This is a genomic window from Pseudomonas sp. GM21 (genome assembly GCF_000282215.1).
Taxonomy (GTDB): Bacteria; Pseudomonadota; Gammaproteobacteria; order Pseudomonadales; family Pseudomonadaceae; genus Aquipseudomonas.
In genome coordinates, this window is record NZ_AKJS01000201.1 from 1 (window position 1) to 14,370 (window position 14,370).

The 14,370-nt window shown below is 59.8% G+C and carries 14 protein-coding genes and 1 pseudogene; 1 reads left to right on the plus strand and 14 read right to left on the minus strand.

The window, feature by feature from the left end; all coding sequences use genetic code 11:
* Positions 1-51: 51 nt before the first annotated feature.
* The 4 genes and pseudogenes from PMI22_RS32585 to PMI22_RS00295 form a co-directional block, all read right to left on the minus strand.
* Positions 52-933, minus strand: a complete 882-nt coding sequence (locus PMI22_RS32585; RefSeq protein ID WP_443200818.1) for a methyl-accepting chemotaxis protein — start codon at positions 931-933, stop codon at positions 52-54.
* Positions 913-2,016: pseudogene (locus PMI22_RS32590) on the minus strand (HAMP domain-containing protein); the annotation flags it as partial. The gene PMI22_RS32585 and the pseudogene PMI22_RS32590, both read right to left, overlap by 21 nt.
* A 108-nt stretch (positions 2,017-2,124) precedes the next feature.
* A complete protein-coding gene (locus PMI22_RS00300) occupies positions 2,125-3,516 on the minus strand; it encodes an aminotransferase-like domain-containing protein (protein ID WP_007949488.1) in 1,392 nt (463 codons plus the stop codon).
* A gap of 184 nt (positions 3,517-3,700) precedes the next feature.
* Positions 3,701-4,462 carry an SDR family oxidoreductase gene (locus tag PMI22_RS00295; RefSeq protein WP_007949489.1) on the minus strand — a complete coding sequence of 254 codons (762 nt, stop codon included), beginning with the start codon at positions 4,460-4,462 and terminating at the stop codon, positions 3,701-3,703.
* A gap of 237 nt (positions 4,463-4,699) precedes the next feature.
* On the opposite strand from PMI22_RS00295, the gene PMI22_RS00290 reads away from it, so the two are divergent.
* On the plus strand, positions 4,700-5,704 hold the full coding sequence (locus PMI22_RS00290) for an NADP-dependent oxidoreductase (protein ID WP_007949490.1): 1,005 nt from the start codon (positions 4,700-4,702) through the stop codon (positions 5,702-5,704).
* 138 nt (positions 5,705-5,842) lie between these two features.
* Here PMI22_RS00290 and pyrF read toward each other — a convergent pair whose 3' ends face one another.
* The 10 genes from pyrF to PMI22_RS00240 all read right to left on the minus strand — a co-directional run bounded on the left by pyrF (position 5,843) and on the right by PMI22_RS00240 (position 14,364).
* Positions 5,843-6,541, minus strand: coding sequence for an orotidine-5'-phosphate decarboxylase (gene pyrF / locus PMI22_RS00285; protein WP_007949491.1), 699 nt, complete (start codon positions 6,539-6,541; stop codon positions 5,843-5,845).
* Between the two features lie 130 nt (positions 6,542-6,671).
* On the minus strand, positions 6,672-7,727 hold the full coding sequence (locus PMI22_RS00280) for an AI-2E family transporter (protein WP_007949492.1): 1,056 nt from the start codon (positions 7,725-7,727) through the stop codon (positions 6,672-6,674).
* Between the two features lie 68 nt (positions 7,728-7,795).
* Entirely contained in the window at positions 7,796-8,602 is an 807-nt protein-coding gene (locus tag PMI22_RS00275) for a DUF4892 domain-containing protein (protein ID WP_007949494.1), read from the minus strand.
* An 8-nt stretch (positions 8,603-8,610) separates the two neighbouring features.
* Positions 8,611-9,270, minus strand: coding sequence for a glutathione S-transferase family protein (locus PMI22_RS00270; RefSeq protein ID WP_007949495.1), 660 nt, complete (start codon positions 9,268-9,270; stop codon positions 8,611-8,613).
* 50 nt (positions 9,271-9,320) lie between these two features.
* On the minus strand, positions 9,321-10,175 hold the full coding sequence (locus tag PMI22_RS00265) for an alpha/beta hydrolase (protein WP_007949496.1): 855 nt from the start codon (positions 10,173-10,175) through the stop codon (positions 9,321-9,323).
* A complete protein-coding gene (locus tag PMI22_RS00260) occupies positions 10,172-10,978 on the minus strand; it encodes an alpha/beta fold hydrolase (RefSeq protein ID WP_007949497.1) in 807 nt (268 codons plus the stop codon). The genes PMI22_RS00265 and PMI22_RS00260 overlap by 4 nt, the downstream gene beginning before the upstream one ends.
* 241 nt (positions 10,979-11,219) lie before the next feature.
* Positions 11,220-11,663: a hotdog fold thioesterase gene (locus PMI22_RS00255; protein WP_007949498.1), complete on the minus strand. Its 444-nt coding sequence runs from the start codon at positions 11,661-11,663 to the stop codon at positions 11,220-11,222.
* Between the two features lie 32 nt (positions 11,664-11,695).
* The gene (locus tag PMI22_RS00250; RefSeq protein WP_007949499.1) at positions 11,696-13,363 is read right to left on the minus strand and encodes an AMP-binding protein; all 1,668 of its coding nucleotides are present in this window, start codon (positions 13,361-13,363) and stop codon (positions 11,696-11,698) included.
* A gap of 204 nt (positions 13,364-13,567) precedes the next feature.
* Positions 13,568-14,020 carry a phosphohistidine phosphatase SixA gene (sixA, locus tag PMI22_RS00245; RefSeq protein WP_007949500.1) on the minus strand — a complete coding sequence of 151 codons (453 nt, stop codon included), beginning with the start codon at positions 14,018-14,020 and terminating at the stop codon, positions 13,568-13,570.
* A complete protein-coding gene (locus PMI22_RS00240) occupies positions 14,017-14,364 on the minus strand; it encodes a DUF4389 domain-containing protein (protein WP_007949501.1) in 348 nt (115 codons plus the stop codon). Before PMI22_RS00240 ends, sixA begins: the two co-directional genes overlap by 4 nt.
* Positions 14,365-14,370 lie beyond the last annotated feature (6 nt).

The following is a 14,370-nucleotide window of genomic DNA, read 5'->3' on the forward strand; positions in this document are numbered from 1 at the left end:
CTGCGTTCGGCTCGGGCCGCGTGACGGCATAACTGACTGGTATTAGGGTTTTCAGAGCCGGAAGTGCCCCACCATCCCTTTGAGTTCGAGCCCCAGCTGAGCCAGCTCAATGCTGGACGCCGCGTTGCCCTGCATCGCCAGCGATGACTGATCCGCGCTCGCCCGAATACTCGTGACGCTGCGATTAATCTCCTCAGCCACCGAACTCTGCTCCTCGGCTGCTGCGGCAATCTGCTGGTTCATCTGCTGAATCAACGACACCGCCGCCGCAATACTTCCCAACGCACTTTCAGTCTGCAACGCATCACTGACGGCCAGTTTTACGAGCTCGCCGCTGTTTTGAATCTGCTGTACCGACGACTGTGCGGCCGAGCGCAAGGCACTGACCAGACGTTCGATCTCCTCGGTCGATTGCCGGGTACGCCTGGCCAGTGCCCGGACTTCATCGGCCACCACGGCAAAGCCCCTGCCCTGCTCGCCCGCCCGTGCGGCCTCGATCGCTGCGTTGAGCGCCAACAGGTTGGTTTGCTCGGCGACACTTTTGATCACGCCAAGCACCGTACCGATGTTCTGGATTTCTGCACTCAAGCTTTCAATGCTGGAACTGGCCGACGTCGCCGAAATTGCCAGTTGCTCGATGCGCGCCATGCTCTGGCGCACCACTTGCTGACCACTTTCAACCTTGCCATCCGCGGTCTGTGCAGCTTGCGCGGCCTCTTCAGCGTTACGCGCCACGTCGTGCACCGTCGCCGTCATCTGGTTCATCGCCGTGGCGACCTGCTCGGTTTCTTCCTTCTGGCTGCTGACTTCCAGATTGGTCTGCTCGGTCACTGCCGACAGCGAATGCGCTGAATTCGCCAATTGCTCGATACCGGCCTGCAAACCACTGACGATACGGCTGAGCCCGGCCCCCATCTGTTGCATCGCCTGCATCAATTGGCCGATCTCGTCACGGCGAGTGACTTCAACCGTTGCACTCAAATCACCCGCAGCGATCTGTTGAGCCACACGGATCACACTGCGCAGCGGTGCCACGATCAACCGGGTTATCACCCACGCCGCCACCAGCCCGACCAGCAATGCCAGGGCCGAGGAACCGAGGATCAGCAACGCGTTCTTTTTCAGCTCGGCCTGCATCGACCGGTCTTCGGCGACGTAGGCTTGATCCACCCGCTCCACCACTTGTGCGGCGCGCTGATGCAGTTGTTGGTAGACGACTTTCTCCTGGGCCAACAGACCGGTGTACTCCGTGAGTTTTTCACTGAAGCTGCCGATGTGGCCGGTCACTTCATTGAGGACCGTCTGATAGCCCTCATCCTTGACCGTGGTTTTCAACTGCCCGGCCTGAGTCAATGCCTGATCCGCCTGTTCGATCTTGCCTTGGCCCGCGCTGTCGTCGCCCTTGCGACCCTGGTCCAGACGCACCCGCGCTTCGTTCATGGCTTGCAACATCAAACGCGAGACCTGGCTGACTTGACTGGCCTGTTCGAGAAACTGCCCACCGTCCTTGCCCTCGGATTGCTTCAAGGTATAGGCACCGTCATCGGCCAGGCCGGCTTGCAGCACATCAAGGTTATTGGCCACGCTGGACACCGACCAACTGGCCATTTCCAGCGCCAGGTCCTTGGCCTGACTCAGCGAGACGAACTCATCGAACGCCTTGCGATAGGCGCCCAGCAACTGCTCGACGTCATTCATCACTGGCACGTTAGCCGTCGATGCAGCCTTGAGCCCGGTCGCCAGAGCAATCAGACCATCAACGCCCTCGCGCAGGGCATCCGCGGTTTTCGGGTTACCGTGCAAGGCGTACTCCTGCTCCAGCAGCCGCACTTTGAGCAAACCACTATTGAGCGATGACATTTGCTTGAGCCCATCGAAGCGCTGACTGATGGTTTGCAGGGACCACACGCCGATGGCGGCGACCAGCGCAGTCAAAAGCAGCACCAGTACGAACCCGACAGCCATTTTCTTTGCCATACCGAGGTTGGCGAAACGTCCTTGCACGGCCGAAATCATTGCGCGTAGTCCCCTGACATAGTCTGTTGACGCAGGGTCGCAACGGGCCTGTGCCAGCACAAGTCTCTGGCGCCACAATAATGGCAAAAAGCTACGCCCGCGTCGTTTTCAGAACGCCTGAGGTCGATTCGCAGCGGTGGCCTGAAAAAATGCCCGCGCCCGAGGATCACAGGCATAAGCCACATTGATGCGCTGCCAGTCCGTGGCCTCACCGCCGGGGCTGAAGGCTGTAGCTGAAGACAGCAACACCCCGAAGCGTCGGGCCTGCTTGTGTACCTGAGCGAAGCTGGCGCCGCGTGACCGCGCCCAGATGAACAGACCACCCACCGGCTTGCCGAAAACTTCCCAGTCGGCATCTTCGAGCACATGCAGGGCCGCTTCTCTGTCGGTGTTCAATCGCTGACGCAGACGCTGAACCAGTTTGCGATACGCGCCGCCGGCCAACAGGCAAGCCAGCACTGCTTCGCAGAACCTTGAAGTGCCCATGCTGCTGGTCATCTTGACCTCGGCCAGTCGCGACACCATCGTGTCACTGGCCACGACAAAGCCGACGCGCAATGAACTGCTGAGGGTCTTGGAGTAACTGCCGACGTAAATCACATTGTCGTCGATCCCCATCGCCGCGAGGCGAGTGCCGGGGCCGCGGTGCAAATCGGCATAGACGTCATCTTCGATCACCAGCACGCCATGGGCTCTGGTCAATTGCAGCACCCGCTGCACAACGACGGGTGTCAGGCTACTGCCGGTCGGGTTCTGGTAGAAACTATTGATAAACAGCGCACGGGGCCGGTGCTTCACCAACATCGCTTCCAACGCCTGCGTGTCAGTCCCTCGCGGGGTGCGCGGCACCTCGATCATCGTCACGCCGTTGAGCCTGAGCAGGTCGAACAACAGTGAGTACCCCGGACTTTCCACCACCACGCAATCGCCCGGTTTGAGCAACGTGCGCACGATCAGATCGAGCCCGTGAGTCGCCCCGGTCGTGGTCACAATCCTTCTGTCATCCACTTCAATGTCGAGTTGCTGGAGACGTTTGAGGATTTGCTCGCGCAAGGCGGGTAAACCCAGCGGCGTGCTGTAGTTGAACAGCCCGGCCATGTCGATGCGGCTCACCTGACGGATTGCGTAGGTCAAATCGTCAGTTTCACGCCAACTCTCGGGCAGGTCGCCACAGCCCAGTTTGAGGTCACCCGAGGCGCCGCCCTGCGTCACATCAGCTCCTTCGAACCAAGGGCAACTCTGTCGCCCCTCAGCAGCCAGCGCAGGCATGGCAACCATGAAACCTGCACCCTGCCGCGGTGCCAGCACGCCTTGAGCTACCAGGCGTTCACAGGCTTCGACGACGCTGGATTGACTGAGCAGATTGGCCCGTGCGATTTGCCGCGCAGAAGGTAAACGCGCTCCCGGCAATACCCCATCCTGACGGGCCCAGCCGGCCAACGCATCGACGATTTGCTGCACGACCGGCACCAAGGCCTGTCGATCGATTCTCAATTCCATGAGCAAGCACACTCCTGTCCGTTTTGCGGGAAACAGTTAATCACAGGAGTGCTGGATCAGACGTGCGACAACGCCGCTAAATCCCTCGGTTCTAACCCTTTGAAACACATTGCCCAACCCCGTCACGGAACTGTAAAAAAACCCGCACAAGTACGGGTGTTTTCCTACGTTGCAACACCTGACTTCAAAACGCCGTAACGCCCCCATCCACTGCCAGCGAATGGCCGGTAGTGAATGCTGCGCCGTCGCTGCACAGGTACAGCACAGCGCTGGCAATTTCCTCGACTTTGCCGATGCGCCCCACCGGGTGCATGGCGTTGGCAAACTCGCCCTTCTTCGGGTCCGCTTCATAGGCACGGCGGAACATGTCGGTGTCGATCACCGCCGGGCATACCGCATTCACGCGAATTTTCTTCTTGGCATACTCGATCGCTGCTGATTTGGTCAGCCCGATCACCGCATGTTTGGACGCCGCATAAATACTCATCTTCGGTGCCGCCCCCAGGCCCGCTACCGAAGCGGTGTTGACGATCGCACCGCTGCCCTGGGCCAACAACAAGGGCAATTGATACTTCATGCACAACCAGACGCCTTTGACGTTGACGCCCATGATCGCGTCGAACTCATCCAGTGTGCCGTCGGCGAGTTTGCCTTTCTCGATCTCGATGCCGGCATTGTTGAAGGCATAGTCCAGACGGCCGTAGGTATTCACCACTTCGTCCATCAGATTTTTTACATCGCTTTCCAGCGTGACGTTGCAACGCACGAAGGTCGCTTCGCCACCCGCGGTACGAATCAGCGCCACGGTGCCTTCGCCGCCGGCGGTGTCCATGTCGGCCACCACCACTTTCAACCCTTCGGCCGCGAACGCCTGGGCGGTCGCACGGCCAATACCGTTGGCAGCGCCAGTCACCACGGCGACCTGGCCGGAAAACGTCATGCTCATTGTTATGTCCTCGAAGAGAAGAATTTGGGGGATTGCCTGGGTTTCAGTCTAGGCATGGAGGGCTTCAGCGCGGCAGCACTATCAGAAGGCCGGTTGGGTGGCCATGCGTGGCAGTGATAGAACACCGACCCTGACTATCACTGCACTGGATCGATGTGCATTCGCCGCATCAGCCAAACTTGCGGCATTGAGCATGAAGGGCTATCAACAAGGCTTCATTCATCTTGAGTGCCTGTCATGACTACCCAGACCAATCGCCAGTTCCTGCTCGCCAAACGTCCGGTGGGCGCGGCGACCCGCGAGACCTTTACCTATCAGGAAGTACCGGTCGGCGAGCCGGCGACGGGTCAGATTCTGGTCAAAAACGAATACCTGTCCCTTGACCCTGCCATGCGCGGCTGGATGAACGAGGGCAAGTCCTACATCCCGCCAGTGGGGCTGGGTGAAGTGATGCGCGCATTGGGCGTCGGCAAAGTCGTGGCCTCGGATAATCCAGGGTTTGCAGTCGGGGACTACGTCAACGGTGCCCTCGGCGTGCAGGATTACTTCCTTGGCGAACCCCGCGGTTTCTACAAGGTTGATCCGTCACTGGCACCATTGCCGCGCTACTTGTCTGCCCTTGGCATGACCGGGATGACCGCCTACTTCGCGCTGCTCGATGTCGGCGCGCCGAAAGCCGGTGACACCGTGGTGCTGTCGGGCGCGGCTGGCGCGGTGGGCAGCATTGCCGGACAGATCGCCAAGATCAAAGGGTGCCGTGTGGTCGGGATTGCCGGCGGCGCGGACAAGTGTCAGTTCCTGATCGACGAATTGGGTTTTGACGGCGCCATCGACTACAAAAACGAGGACGTCATCGCCGGTCTTAAACGCGAATGCCCGAAAGGGGTCGACGTCTATTTCGATAACGTCGGCGGCGACATTCTCGATGCAGTGCTGAGCCGACTGAATATGAAGGCGCGCGTGGTCATTTGCGGCGCTATCAGCCAGTACAACAACAAGGAAGCGGTCAAGGGTCCGGCCAATTACCTGTCGTTGTTGGTCAACCGCGCGCGCATGGAAGGTTTTGTCGTGATGGATTACGCCACCCAGTTCGCCGTCGCCGGACAGGAAATGGCCGGCTGGATGGCCAAGGGGCAACTCAAGAGCAAGGAAGACATTGTTGACGGACTGGAGACATTCCCGGAGACGCTGATGAAATTGTTCAGCGGCGAGAATTTCGGGAAGTTGGTGTTGAAGGTCTGATCCAGAACTTTCAGTAACCACGAAACCCATGTGGGAGCGGGCTTGCTCGCGAATGCGGTGTGTCAGTCGACATCAACGTTGACTGACACACCGCATTCGCGAGCAAGCCCGCTCCCACATTTCATCTTCAGTGTTTGGTCAGGCGAGTTCGGCCACTACGGCGGCGAGTGCCTTGGCCGGATCCGCTGCCTGGCTGATCGGACGACCAATCACCAGGTAATCGGAACCGGCGTCCAGCGCCTGACGCGGGGTCAGGATGCGGCGTTGATCGTCTTGCGCACTGCCGGCGGGACGAATGCCAGGGGTCACCAGTTGCAACGACGGGTGCGCCGACTTCAAGGCCCGGGCTTCCAGTGCCGAACATACCAGACCGTCCATCCCGGCTTTTTCCGCCAGTGCGGCCAGGCGCAACACTTGCTCCTGCGGATCGATGTCCAGACCGATACCCGCCAGGTCTTCACGCTCCATGCTGGTGAGCACGGTCACGCCGATCAGCAGCGGTTTAGGCCCGCTACGCTGGTCCAGCACTTCACGGCAGGCCGCCATCATGCGCAGGCCGCCCGAGCAATGAACGTTGACCATCCACACGCCCATTTCTGCAGCGGCCTTCACGGCCATGGCGGTGGTGTTCGGGATGTCGTGGAATTTCAGATCCAGGAACACTTCGAAACCCTTGTCACGCAAGGTGCCAACGATTTCCGAGGCGCAGCTGGTGAACAGTTCCTTGCCGACTTTTACCCGGCACAGTTTTGGGTCCAACTGGTCGGCCAGCTTCAGTGCGGCGTCACGGGTGGGGAAATCCAGGGCGACGATGATAGGAGTCTGGCAGACGGACATGTGCGGGCTCTCAGGCAGGACGAAATCGGCGCGCATTGTAGCGGAACCAGCGGCGCTGCGGGACCCGATGATCGGTAATTCGTCGTCGGCGCGCTGGTAAGTCTAGTCTTTTGGAGCCGCTACAAAGCATTTAAGGCCGGCGATCTTCTACCCGCGCCTGACTCTTGCTCCAGTCAGTCAGCAAGCTGTAAGCCACGGCCAACAATGTCGGGCCGATAAACAACCCGATAAAGCCGAACGCAATCAACCCGCCAAACACCCCCAACAACACAATCACCAACGGAAGATTCCCGCCCCGGCTGATCAGGTAGGGCTTCAGCACGTTGTCGACGCCGCTGATGATGAACGTGCCCCAGATCCCCAGGAATATCGCCATTCCATAATCACCCTTCCAGGCCAACCAGGCCGTAGCGGGAATCCACACCAGCGGCGGCCCCATCGGAATCAGGCTGAGCAAGAAGGTCACAATGCCCAGCACCAATGCCCCAGGCACCCCGGCGATCAGGAATCCGATCAACGCCAGCACCGCTTGCGCCGCTGCCGTACCGATGACACCGTTCACCACCCGCTGCACCGTGCCCGCCACCAAGTCGATGTAATACTCGGCGCGACGACCAATCAGGCGTTCCAGCAAGCTATGTACAAAGGTCGCCAGCCGCGGACCGTCGCGGTAGAAAAAGAACACAAACACGATACTCAGCGTCAGTTCGAGAATACCGCCGCCAATCTGCGCACTGCGCGCCAGCAGCCAGTTACCGACCTGCCCCAGATAGGGCTTGAGCGACGCCATCATTGCAGCGCCTTGCTGATCGATGCTGTTCCAGATCACCACCAACCGTGCGCCAACCAAAGGAATGCTGTGCAGCCAGTCCGGCGCCTCAGGCAGACCTTCGACCTGTACATCCTTGATAAACACCGTTGCGTCGCGCACATGGTCAGCAAGGTTGAAACCCAGCCACACCAGCGGCACCGCCACCAGCACCATCCAGCCGAGGGTCAGCAATGCGGCCGCCAGGGATTCACGGCCATTGAGCCAACGGGTCAACAAGCGCATCAACGGCCAACTGGCAAACGCCAGCACCGCGCCCCAGAACAGCGCAGACCAGAAGGGCGCCATCACCCAGAAGCTCGCGCCAAACAGCACCAGGAGCAGAATCTGCACCAACAGGCGATCGTTATTGGGCATGTAAAATCTCAAAAAAGTCAGTCAAAAAAAGGGTAGACGAACGCGCGATTCGCGCTCGCCTGTACAGCTTATCGCAACAGCTCGATATGCAGGCCAGAGCCTTCGACGTTGCCGGCTTCCATTCGCGCCGCACGCACGCCCTGGGAGATCAGTGCCTCGCGCCAGGCTTCAGCCTTGGCTCCGGAAACACTGACTCGCAAGGTGGTGTCCAGGTTCAGCCCGCGAGAAATCAGACGCAGCCACGTGTCATCGGGATCAGCGACCAGTTTCGGAAAATCGAGTACGCCGGTACTTCTGAGCTGGCGCAGCAAGGTGGCGGAAGTCGGAAACAAATCGCCCAACGGTGCCGCCGCATTGAATTGTTCGACGTGCAGATAGGCTTTGCGATTGCCGCGAGTGATGCTGTAAAGCGCCACCAGAGCATTGTCCTGCGGTGCCGCCAGTCGCAGCAGCAAATACGCCTGCTGATCGTCGGCACCATAGAGCTTGGCATTGCCGAAGACTTCGTTGGCCCACAGACTGCTTTCGCCGCAATCGCGGGCCTGGCACCAGAACAGCAACTCGGCGCCCTGCTTTTGCAAGGCTTCACGCGCAGCCGTAAAGGCTTCGTTGGAGGAGTGTTCCGCAGGCAACTCGTAAGTGACCGACGTGGTTAGCCCACGAGCGGTAACCTGACCGTCAAAGCGCAGCTGGCCGCTGATCTTTCGGATGGATCCCAGCGGGTAGATCCGTTCAAGTTCGACGGCCGGACGATAATCGACGATCTGCGCATCTTCCATGCGCGGCAGGATCGGCAGGTCCTGACTGCCGGGAACATCGGCGGAAAACGATAAAGGACTGAAACAACACAGCGCCAGCAGACTGAGTGAACGCATGGACAGGCTCATCGGATCAGCATGGCCTGGGCACCCTTGATGACGCTGGCATCGTCGATGCGTTCCGGCACCAGCAAACCGCGCTGCACCGCAGGGCGTGCCGCCATGGTTGCCATCCAGCGCTGCAAGGCCGTCAAGCCGTCGACCTCGACCCCGGACCACTCGTATCCACGGACCCACGGATACGTGGCGATGTCGGCAATGCTGTACTCGCCGGCCAGAAACTCTTCGGTTTGCAGGCGGGTATCGAGCACTTCATAGAGGCGTCGGGTTTCGTGTTGATAGCGGTCGATGGCGCCCTGGAGTTTTTCCGGAAAGTAGCGAAAAAACACGTTGGCCTGCCCTTGCATCGGGCCGATGCCACCCATCTGGAACATCAGCCATTGCATCACCAGCGAGCGCCCTTTCGGGTCCAGGGGCATCAGCTTGCCGGTCAATTCAGCGAGGTAAATCAGGATGGCGCCGGATTCAAACACGGCGAAATCGCCATTGGCGCGGTCGACAATCGCCGGTATCCGCCCATTGGGGTTGATCTTGAGGAAGTCCTCGGATTTCTGTTCCTTCTTGTCGAAACTCAGGGCATGCACCGTGTAGGGCAGGCCGAGTTCCTCGAGCACGATAGAGACCTTGTGGCCATTCGGGGTCGCAGCGGTGTAGAGATCTATCATGGTTGTCTCCCATTTCAACCCGCCCAGCCTCGACAGTTGCCCGGCGCAAGTCAAGGAACGGCGAAGAACCGATTGAAACAGTCTGCGACAAGGTCGGCGCCGGATTCGTCATTCAGGTGCAAATGATGACCGCCTGGCAGCTGTTCACGGCTAAAGGGTAGACGCTCCAGCAACTCGGGATGTTTGGCGAGCATGCCGTCCGCCGCGACGACCAGTTTGGCAGGACAACTGACCCGCTGGACGAACGCCATGGCCTGTTCGGTGGTCAGGCGCAACGGCGATGGCAGTGTCAGCCGGTTGTCGGTGCGCCAGGTGTAACCGCCCGGCACCGGCATCAACCCCCGCTGGGCCAGCAGCTCGGCGGCTTCACGACTGACGGCCACCAACCCTTTCATGCGCGCTTCAATGGCACGGTCGAGGGTGTTGTAGACCGGTTTTTGTTTCTCCCGTAAATCCAGCTGCGCTTGCAGGGCCATGCCCATGCGCTCGGCAGCATTTTCGCCTTTGTCTGTAGGAGGAATGATGCCGTCGATCAAGGCCAGGTGGGTGACGCGCTCCGGCATCGACCCGGCAATGATCAGAGAAGCGATCGCCCCCATGGAGTGCCCCATCAGCGCAAACTTCTTCAGGCCAAGCTGTTCGGCGACCTGCAATACGTCATGGGCGTAATCCCACATCGCATAACCGGCGCCGGGCGGACGATGACCGGAGTGACCGTGACCCGCCATGTCCAGGGCGATGATGCGCAGGCCATTGAGCTTGGGCGCCAGCCGGGCAAAGCTGTTGGCATTGTCCAGCCAGCCATGCAGCGCAATCACCGGCAGGCCGTCTTCAGGACCGAACAAGTGCGCCGCCAACTCGATGTGCGGCAGGCTCAGGCGGACTTCTTCGACGGCATTGTTCATGCGCAATCCTGTTGGCTGCGACTGTCCCAACGGCTGAACAGGTTTTTCAGCAGCGTGGCCGTGTCGTGTGGACGTTCAAGAGGAAACATGTGGCCACCCGGCACGGTCAGGGATTCACCCAACGGCATGCGTCCGACAGAGCTTGCATGGTGACGCATCACCACGCGGCTTTTATGCCCGCGCACCACCGCCAGCGGCACCTTCAGCTGACGTGTGCGACCGGGGCTGGTGTGGGGCACGCCACGATAGATGCTGATTTCCGTAGCGGGATTGAAACGCAGGCGCAGTTTGTCCCCGACTCTGTGCAAACCATGTTGCAGGTAGGCATCAAAGCACTCCGGATCAAAACTGCGAAACAGGGTTTTACCCGCAAAATAACGGCGGGCGCTTTCGATGTCGGCGAACTCTTCTCGACGCCCCAGGGTACGACCGGCCGGGGTCAAACGGTCGATAAAACCGAAACGCTTGGCCGCGCGGATGACCCATCGATCGGTCAGGGTCAGGACTGGGGAATCGAGCATCACCACGCCACGATACAACTCAGGGCAACGCAGCGCCGCGTGCAAGTGCAGCAAGCCACCAAAGGAATGGCCGACGCCCCACACCGGTTCCGCTTGTTGCTTGAGGTGATGGATCAGCTCGTCCACCAGGTTGTACCAATTGTCGTCCGCCGGAAAACGCGGGTCATGAGCGTGCTGCTCCAGATGCGTCACCTGATACTCGGGCGCCAGCGCCGCGAACAACTTGCCGTAGGTCCCTGAAGGAAAGCCATTGGCGTGGGCGAAAAATATCTGTTGCGACATACCGGCAAATCCATGAGCGAGAATAGCCGTTGATTGTCCGTAAGACGACGGCTGACAGCAATGACAGTAAGTGACAGGAATGATGACAGTCAGCTCACAAGAATGTCCGCAACGCTCATGAAGAACCCTGTAGCAGCTGTCGAGCCCCGCGAGGCAGCGTCCGGCGGCGCAGCCGTCGTAAACCCGGCAAAACCGCAGACGCAGCCTCGCGTTGCTCGACAGCTGCTATAGGGCATTGGGTTTACCGTACTGGTGGGTTCTCGCCCAGCGGCACAACCGCCATGGTCAACCGCGACACGCAACTGGCCTTGCCTTCATCGCTGGTCAAACGGATATCCCAAACATGCGTCGTGCGACCAATATGGATCGGTGTGGCCACGGCAGTCACCCGCCCACTGCGCAGTCCGCGCAAATGATTGGCGTTGATTTCCAGGCCCACGCAGTAAAACTTGCTGGCGTCGATGCACAGGTAGCTGGCCATTGAACCGACCGATTCGGCGAGCACCACCGAGGCCCCGCCATGCAGCAGGCCGTATGGCTGGTGAGTGCGGTGATCAACGACCATGCTCGCGGTCAGGGACCCTTCGTCGAATGCTTCGAAGCGAATATCCAGCACTTCGCCGATGGTGTTTTTCTGGATTGCATTCAAATGCTCGATATTAGGTGGGGTACGCCACAGACTCATCGCTACTTTCCTTTGTGGGTGTTGTTCTTCATTCAATCCTGCCACAGCACCGCCTCGCTGCGCTCGCTCCATTCTTCGAAGCGGGCGCCGTACGCTGCTTCGATCACGTTGCGCTTGATCTTCAGGGTCGGCGTCAGGAAACCGTTTTCCACGGCCCAGCTGTCCTTGACCACCACCAGACGCCGCAAGCGCTCATGTTTGTCGAGGACGCCATTGACCTCATCCAACAGTTTTTCCAGGCTTGAATGCAGCCCGGCCCTCGCCGTTCCGCTGGCGTCTTGCTGCCCGACCGCCGACAACACACACAGTCCCAGCGGCGCGATCAAACCATCACCAACCACGCACACCTGCTCGATTCGTGAATGCACCGCCAGGCGATTTTCGATCGGAGCCGGTGCCACGTATTTGCCCTTGCTGGTCTTGAAGATTTCCTTCAAGCGTCCGGTCAGGCGCAGGTTGCCTTCTGCGTCCTCCTCGCCCTTGTCGCCGGTGCGCAGGAAGCCATCTTCGGTGATGGTTTCAGCGGTTTTCTGCCGTTCCTTAAAATAACCGAGCATGGTCGCGCCACTGCGCACCATGACCTCGCCCGACTCGTCGATCCGCACTTCAACCTCCGGGCAAGGCTTGCCGATCCAGCCGGGTTTGTTTTCGCCCGGCCGACAAATGTGGGAATAGCCGCAGCTCTCGGTCATGCCGTAGACCTCCAGCACATCCAGCCCCAGCTTGCGGTACCACAGCAACAAGGTTTGTGGCACGGGCGCCGCGCCCGACAAGGCAACGCGTAAGGCTTCCAGCCCCAGGCCGGCGAGGACTTTATGCCCGATCCGCTTGCCAATGAAGGGAAGGCCAAGCAGAAAATCGAGGCGTTTTGCGGGGATCTTGCTGTACACGCCCATCTGGAATTTGGTCCAGATCCGTGGCACTCCAAACAAGGCGGTGGGCCGCGCACGCTGCAAATCAGTCAGGAAGGTGTCGAGGCTCTCGGCAAAGAACACGGTTTGCCCGGTGTAAATCGATGCCATCTCAACGAACATGCGCTCGGCAACGTGGCACAGCGGCAAATAGGACAGTAGCCGGTCCGACTCGTTGAGACCAAACAACTGCGTACCGCGCGTGCTGGCGAAACCCAGATTACCAAAGCTATGCATCACGCCTTTGGGCAGCCCGGTGGTGCCTGACGTGTAAATAATGGTCGCCAACTGATCGGCGGTGGGCTTGGGGTCATCCTGGATGGGCGAACTGCGTTGCAGGTCGGCCCAGCTGAAATCGAAGGAGCCCGGCGGGTGCAGCGGCAGACTGATCGTCGGCAAGTCAGGGCAGACACCACGGGACATGCTTGGCCAGTCATCGAGTTTGCCGATGAACGCCAGCGCCGCTTCGGAGTGGTCGAGTACCTGAGACACGGATTCGGCGGTCAGGTTGGGGTACAGCGGCACAGAGACGTGCCCGGCCATCCAGATCGCCAGGTCGGCGATGATCCAGTGGGCACAGTTTTTTGAGATCAGAGCGATATGGCTGCCTTGCGGCAGATCGCGAGCCCGCAGCCAGTGCGCGGCGCAGCGTGCCTGATGGCCGACGTCGGCCCAGGACAGGGTCTCGACCTGCCCGCCGCCTGTGGGCTGGACCAGAAAACGCTGGCGTGGATGACGGGCCTCACGCTCGTAGAAGACATCCAGCGGCAAACGAAAAGCTGCAGACATGCGACTCGCTCCTGAATTTTTATTATGGAGCAAGCGTAGTCAACCAAGCGATTGCTTGGTTGACTATTTCACACAAAAACCAGCAACGCGCTGCCCCCTGTGGGAGCCGGGCTTGCCCGCGATGCAAGCACCGCGGTTCTTCAACCAGACCCCGTCGATGCTATCGCAGGCAAGCCAGCTCCCACAAAAGCCGAGGCCAAGCGGTTACGGGTGTTTGATGCCGTTGAGCTTCATCGACCCGATCAGCAGTTCATTGTTCTCAAGCTCGGCCAGGCCGGCGGTGCTGACTTTTTCCGGTGGAAAGCCGGCGCCGTGCTGCAGATAACTCAGCAGGTTGCCCACCAGCGGGTTGTGACTGACCAACAGGACATCACTGACTGACACGAGTTGTTCAGCCACCTTGTCCGGATCGGTTTCCGGGGTCAGCCACTCAACCGTGCGGATCTCAGGCTCGAAACCCAGAGTTTCACGCACCAACTGCGCGGTCTGCTGCGCACGCAGGTAAGGACTGGCGTAAATCGCGGTAAGGGGTTGACCGGCCAGTTCAGCGGTAATGCGCAGCACTTCTTCACGACCGTGGGCAGTCAATGCCCGTTCGGAATCAAGACGCTTGCCGTGTGGCTCCGCTTCACCATGACGCAATACCCAGACTTTCATAGTTTCGGTTCCTCATCTCGGGCCGGATGCGGCGCGGGCGCCACGACATGAGGCGCTTCACCTTCCGGTGTACGCGGCGTCGGCCAGTCGGCGAACGGCCAGGGCTTCTGGTCGCTGTGAAAGCTGGCGAAACGCCCGATCTGTGCCAGGAACTGGCTCAGGCTGTCACCGAAGTTCATCAGGCTGGCGCTCGGGGCGCCATAGAACAAACGATAGATCAGTTGCACCAGCACCAATGCGCCAAGGATGAACTGCGCCACTTGCCATACCAACAGGAAGACGATCATCCACAGCACCCGCAGCAGGATGGATTCGTACTTGGTTTCCAGTTTCGGATCGTTCATGTCGCG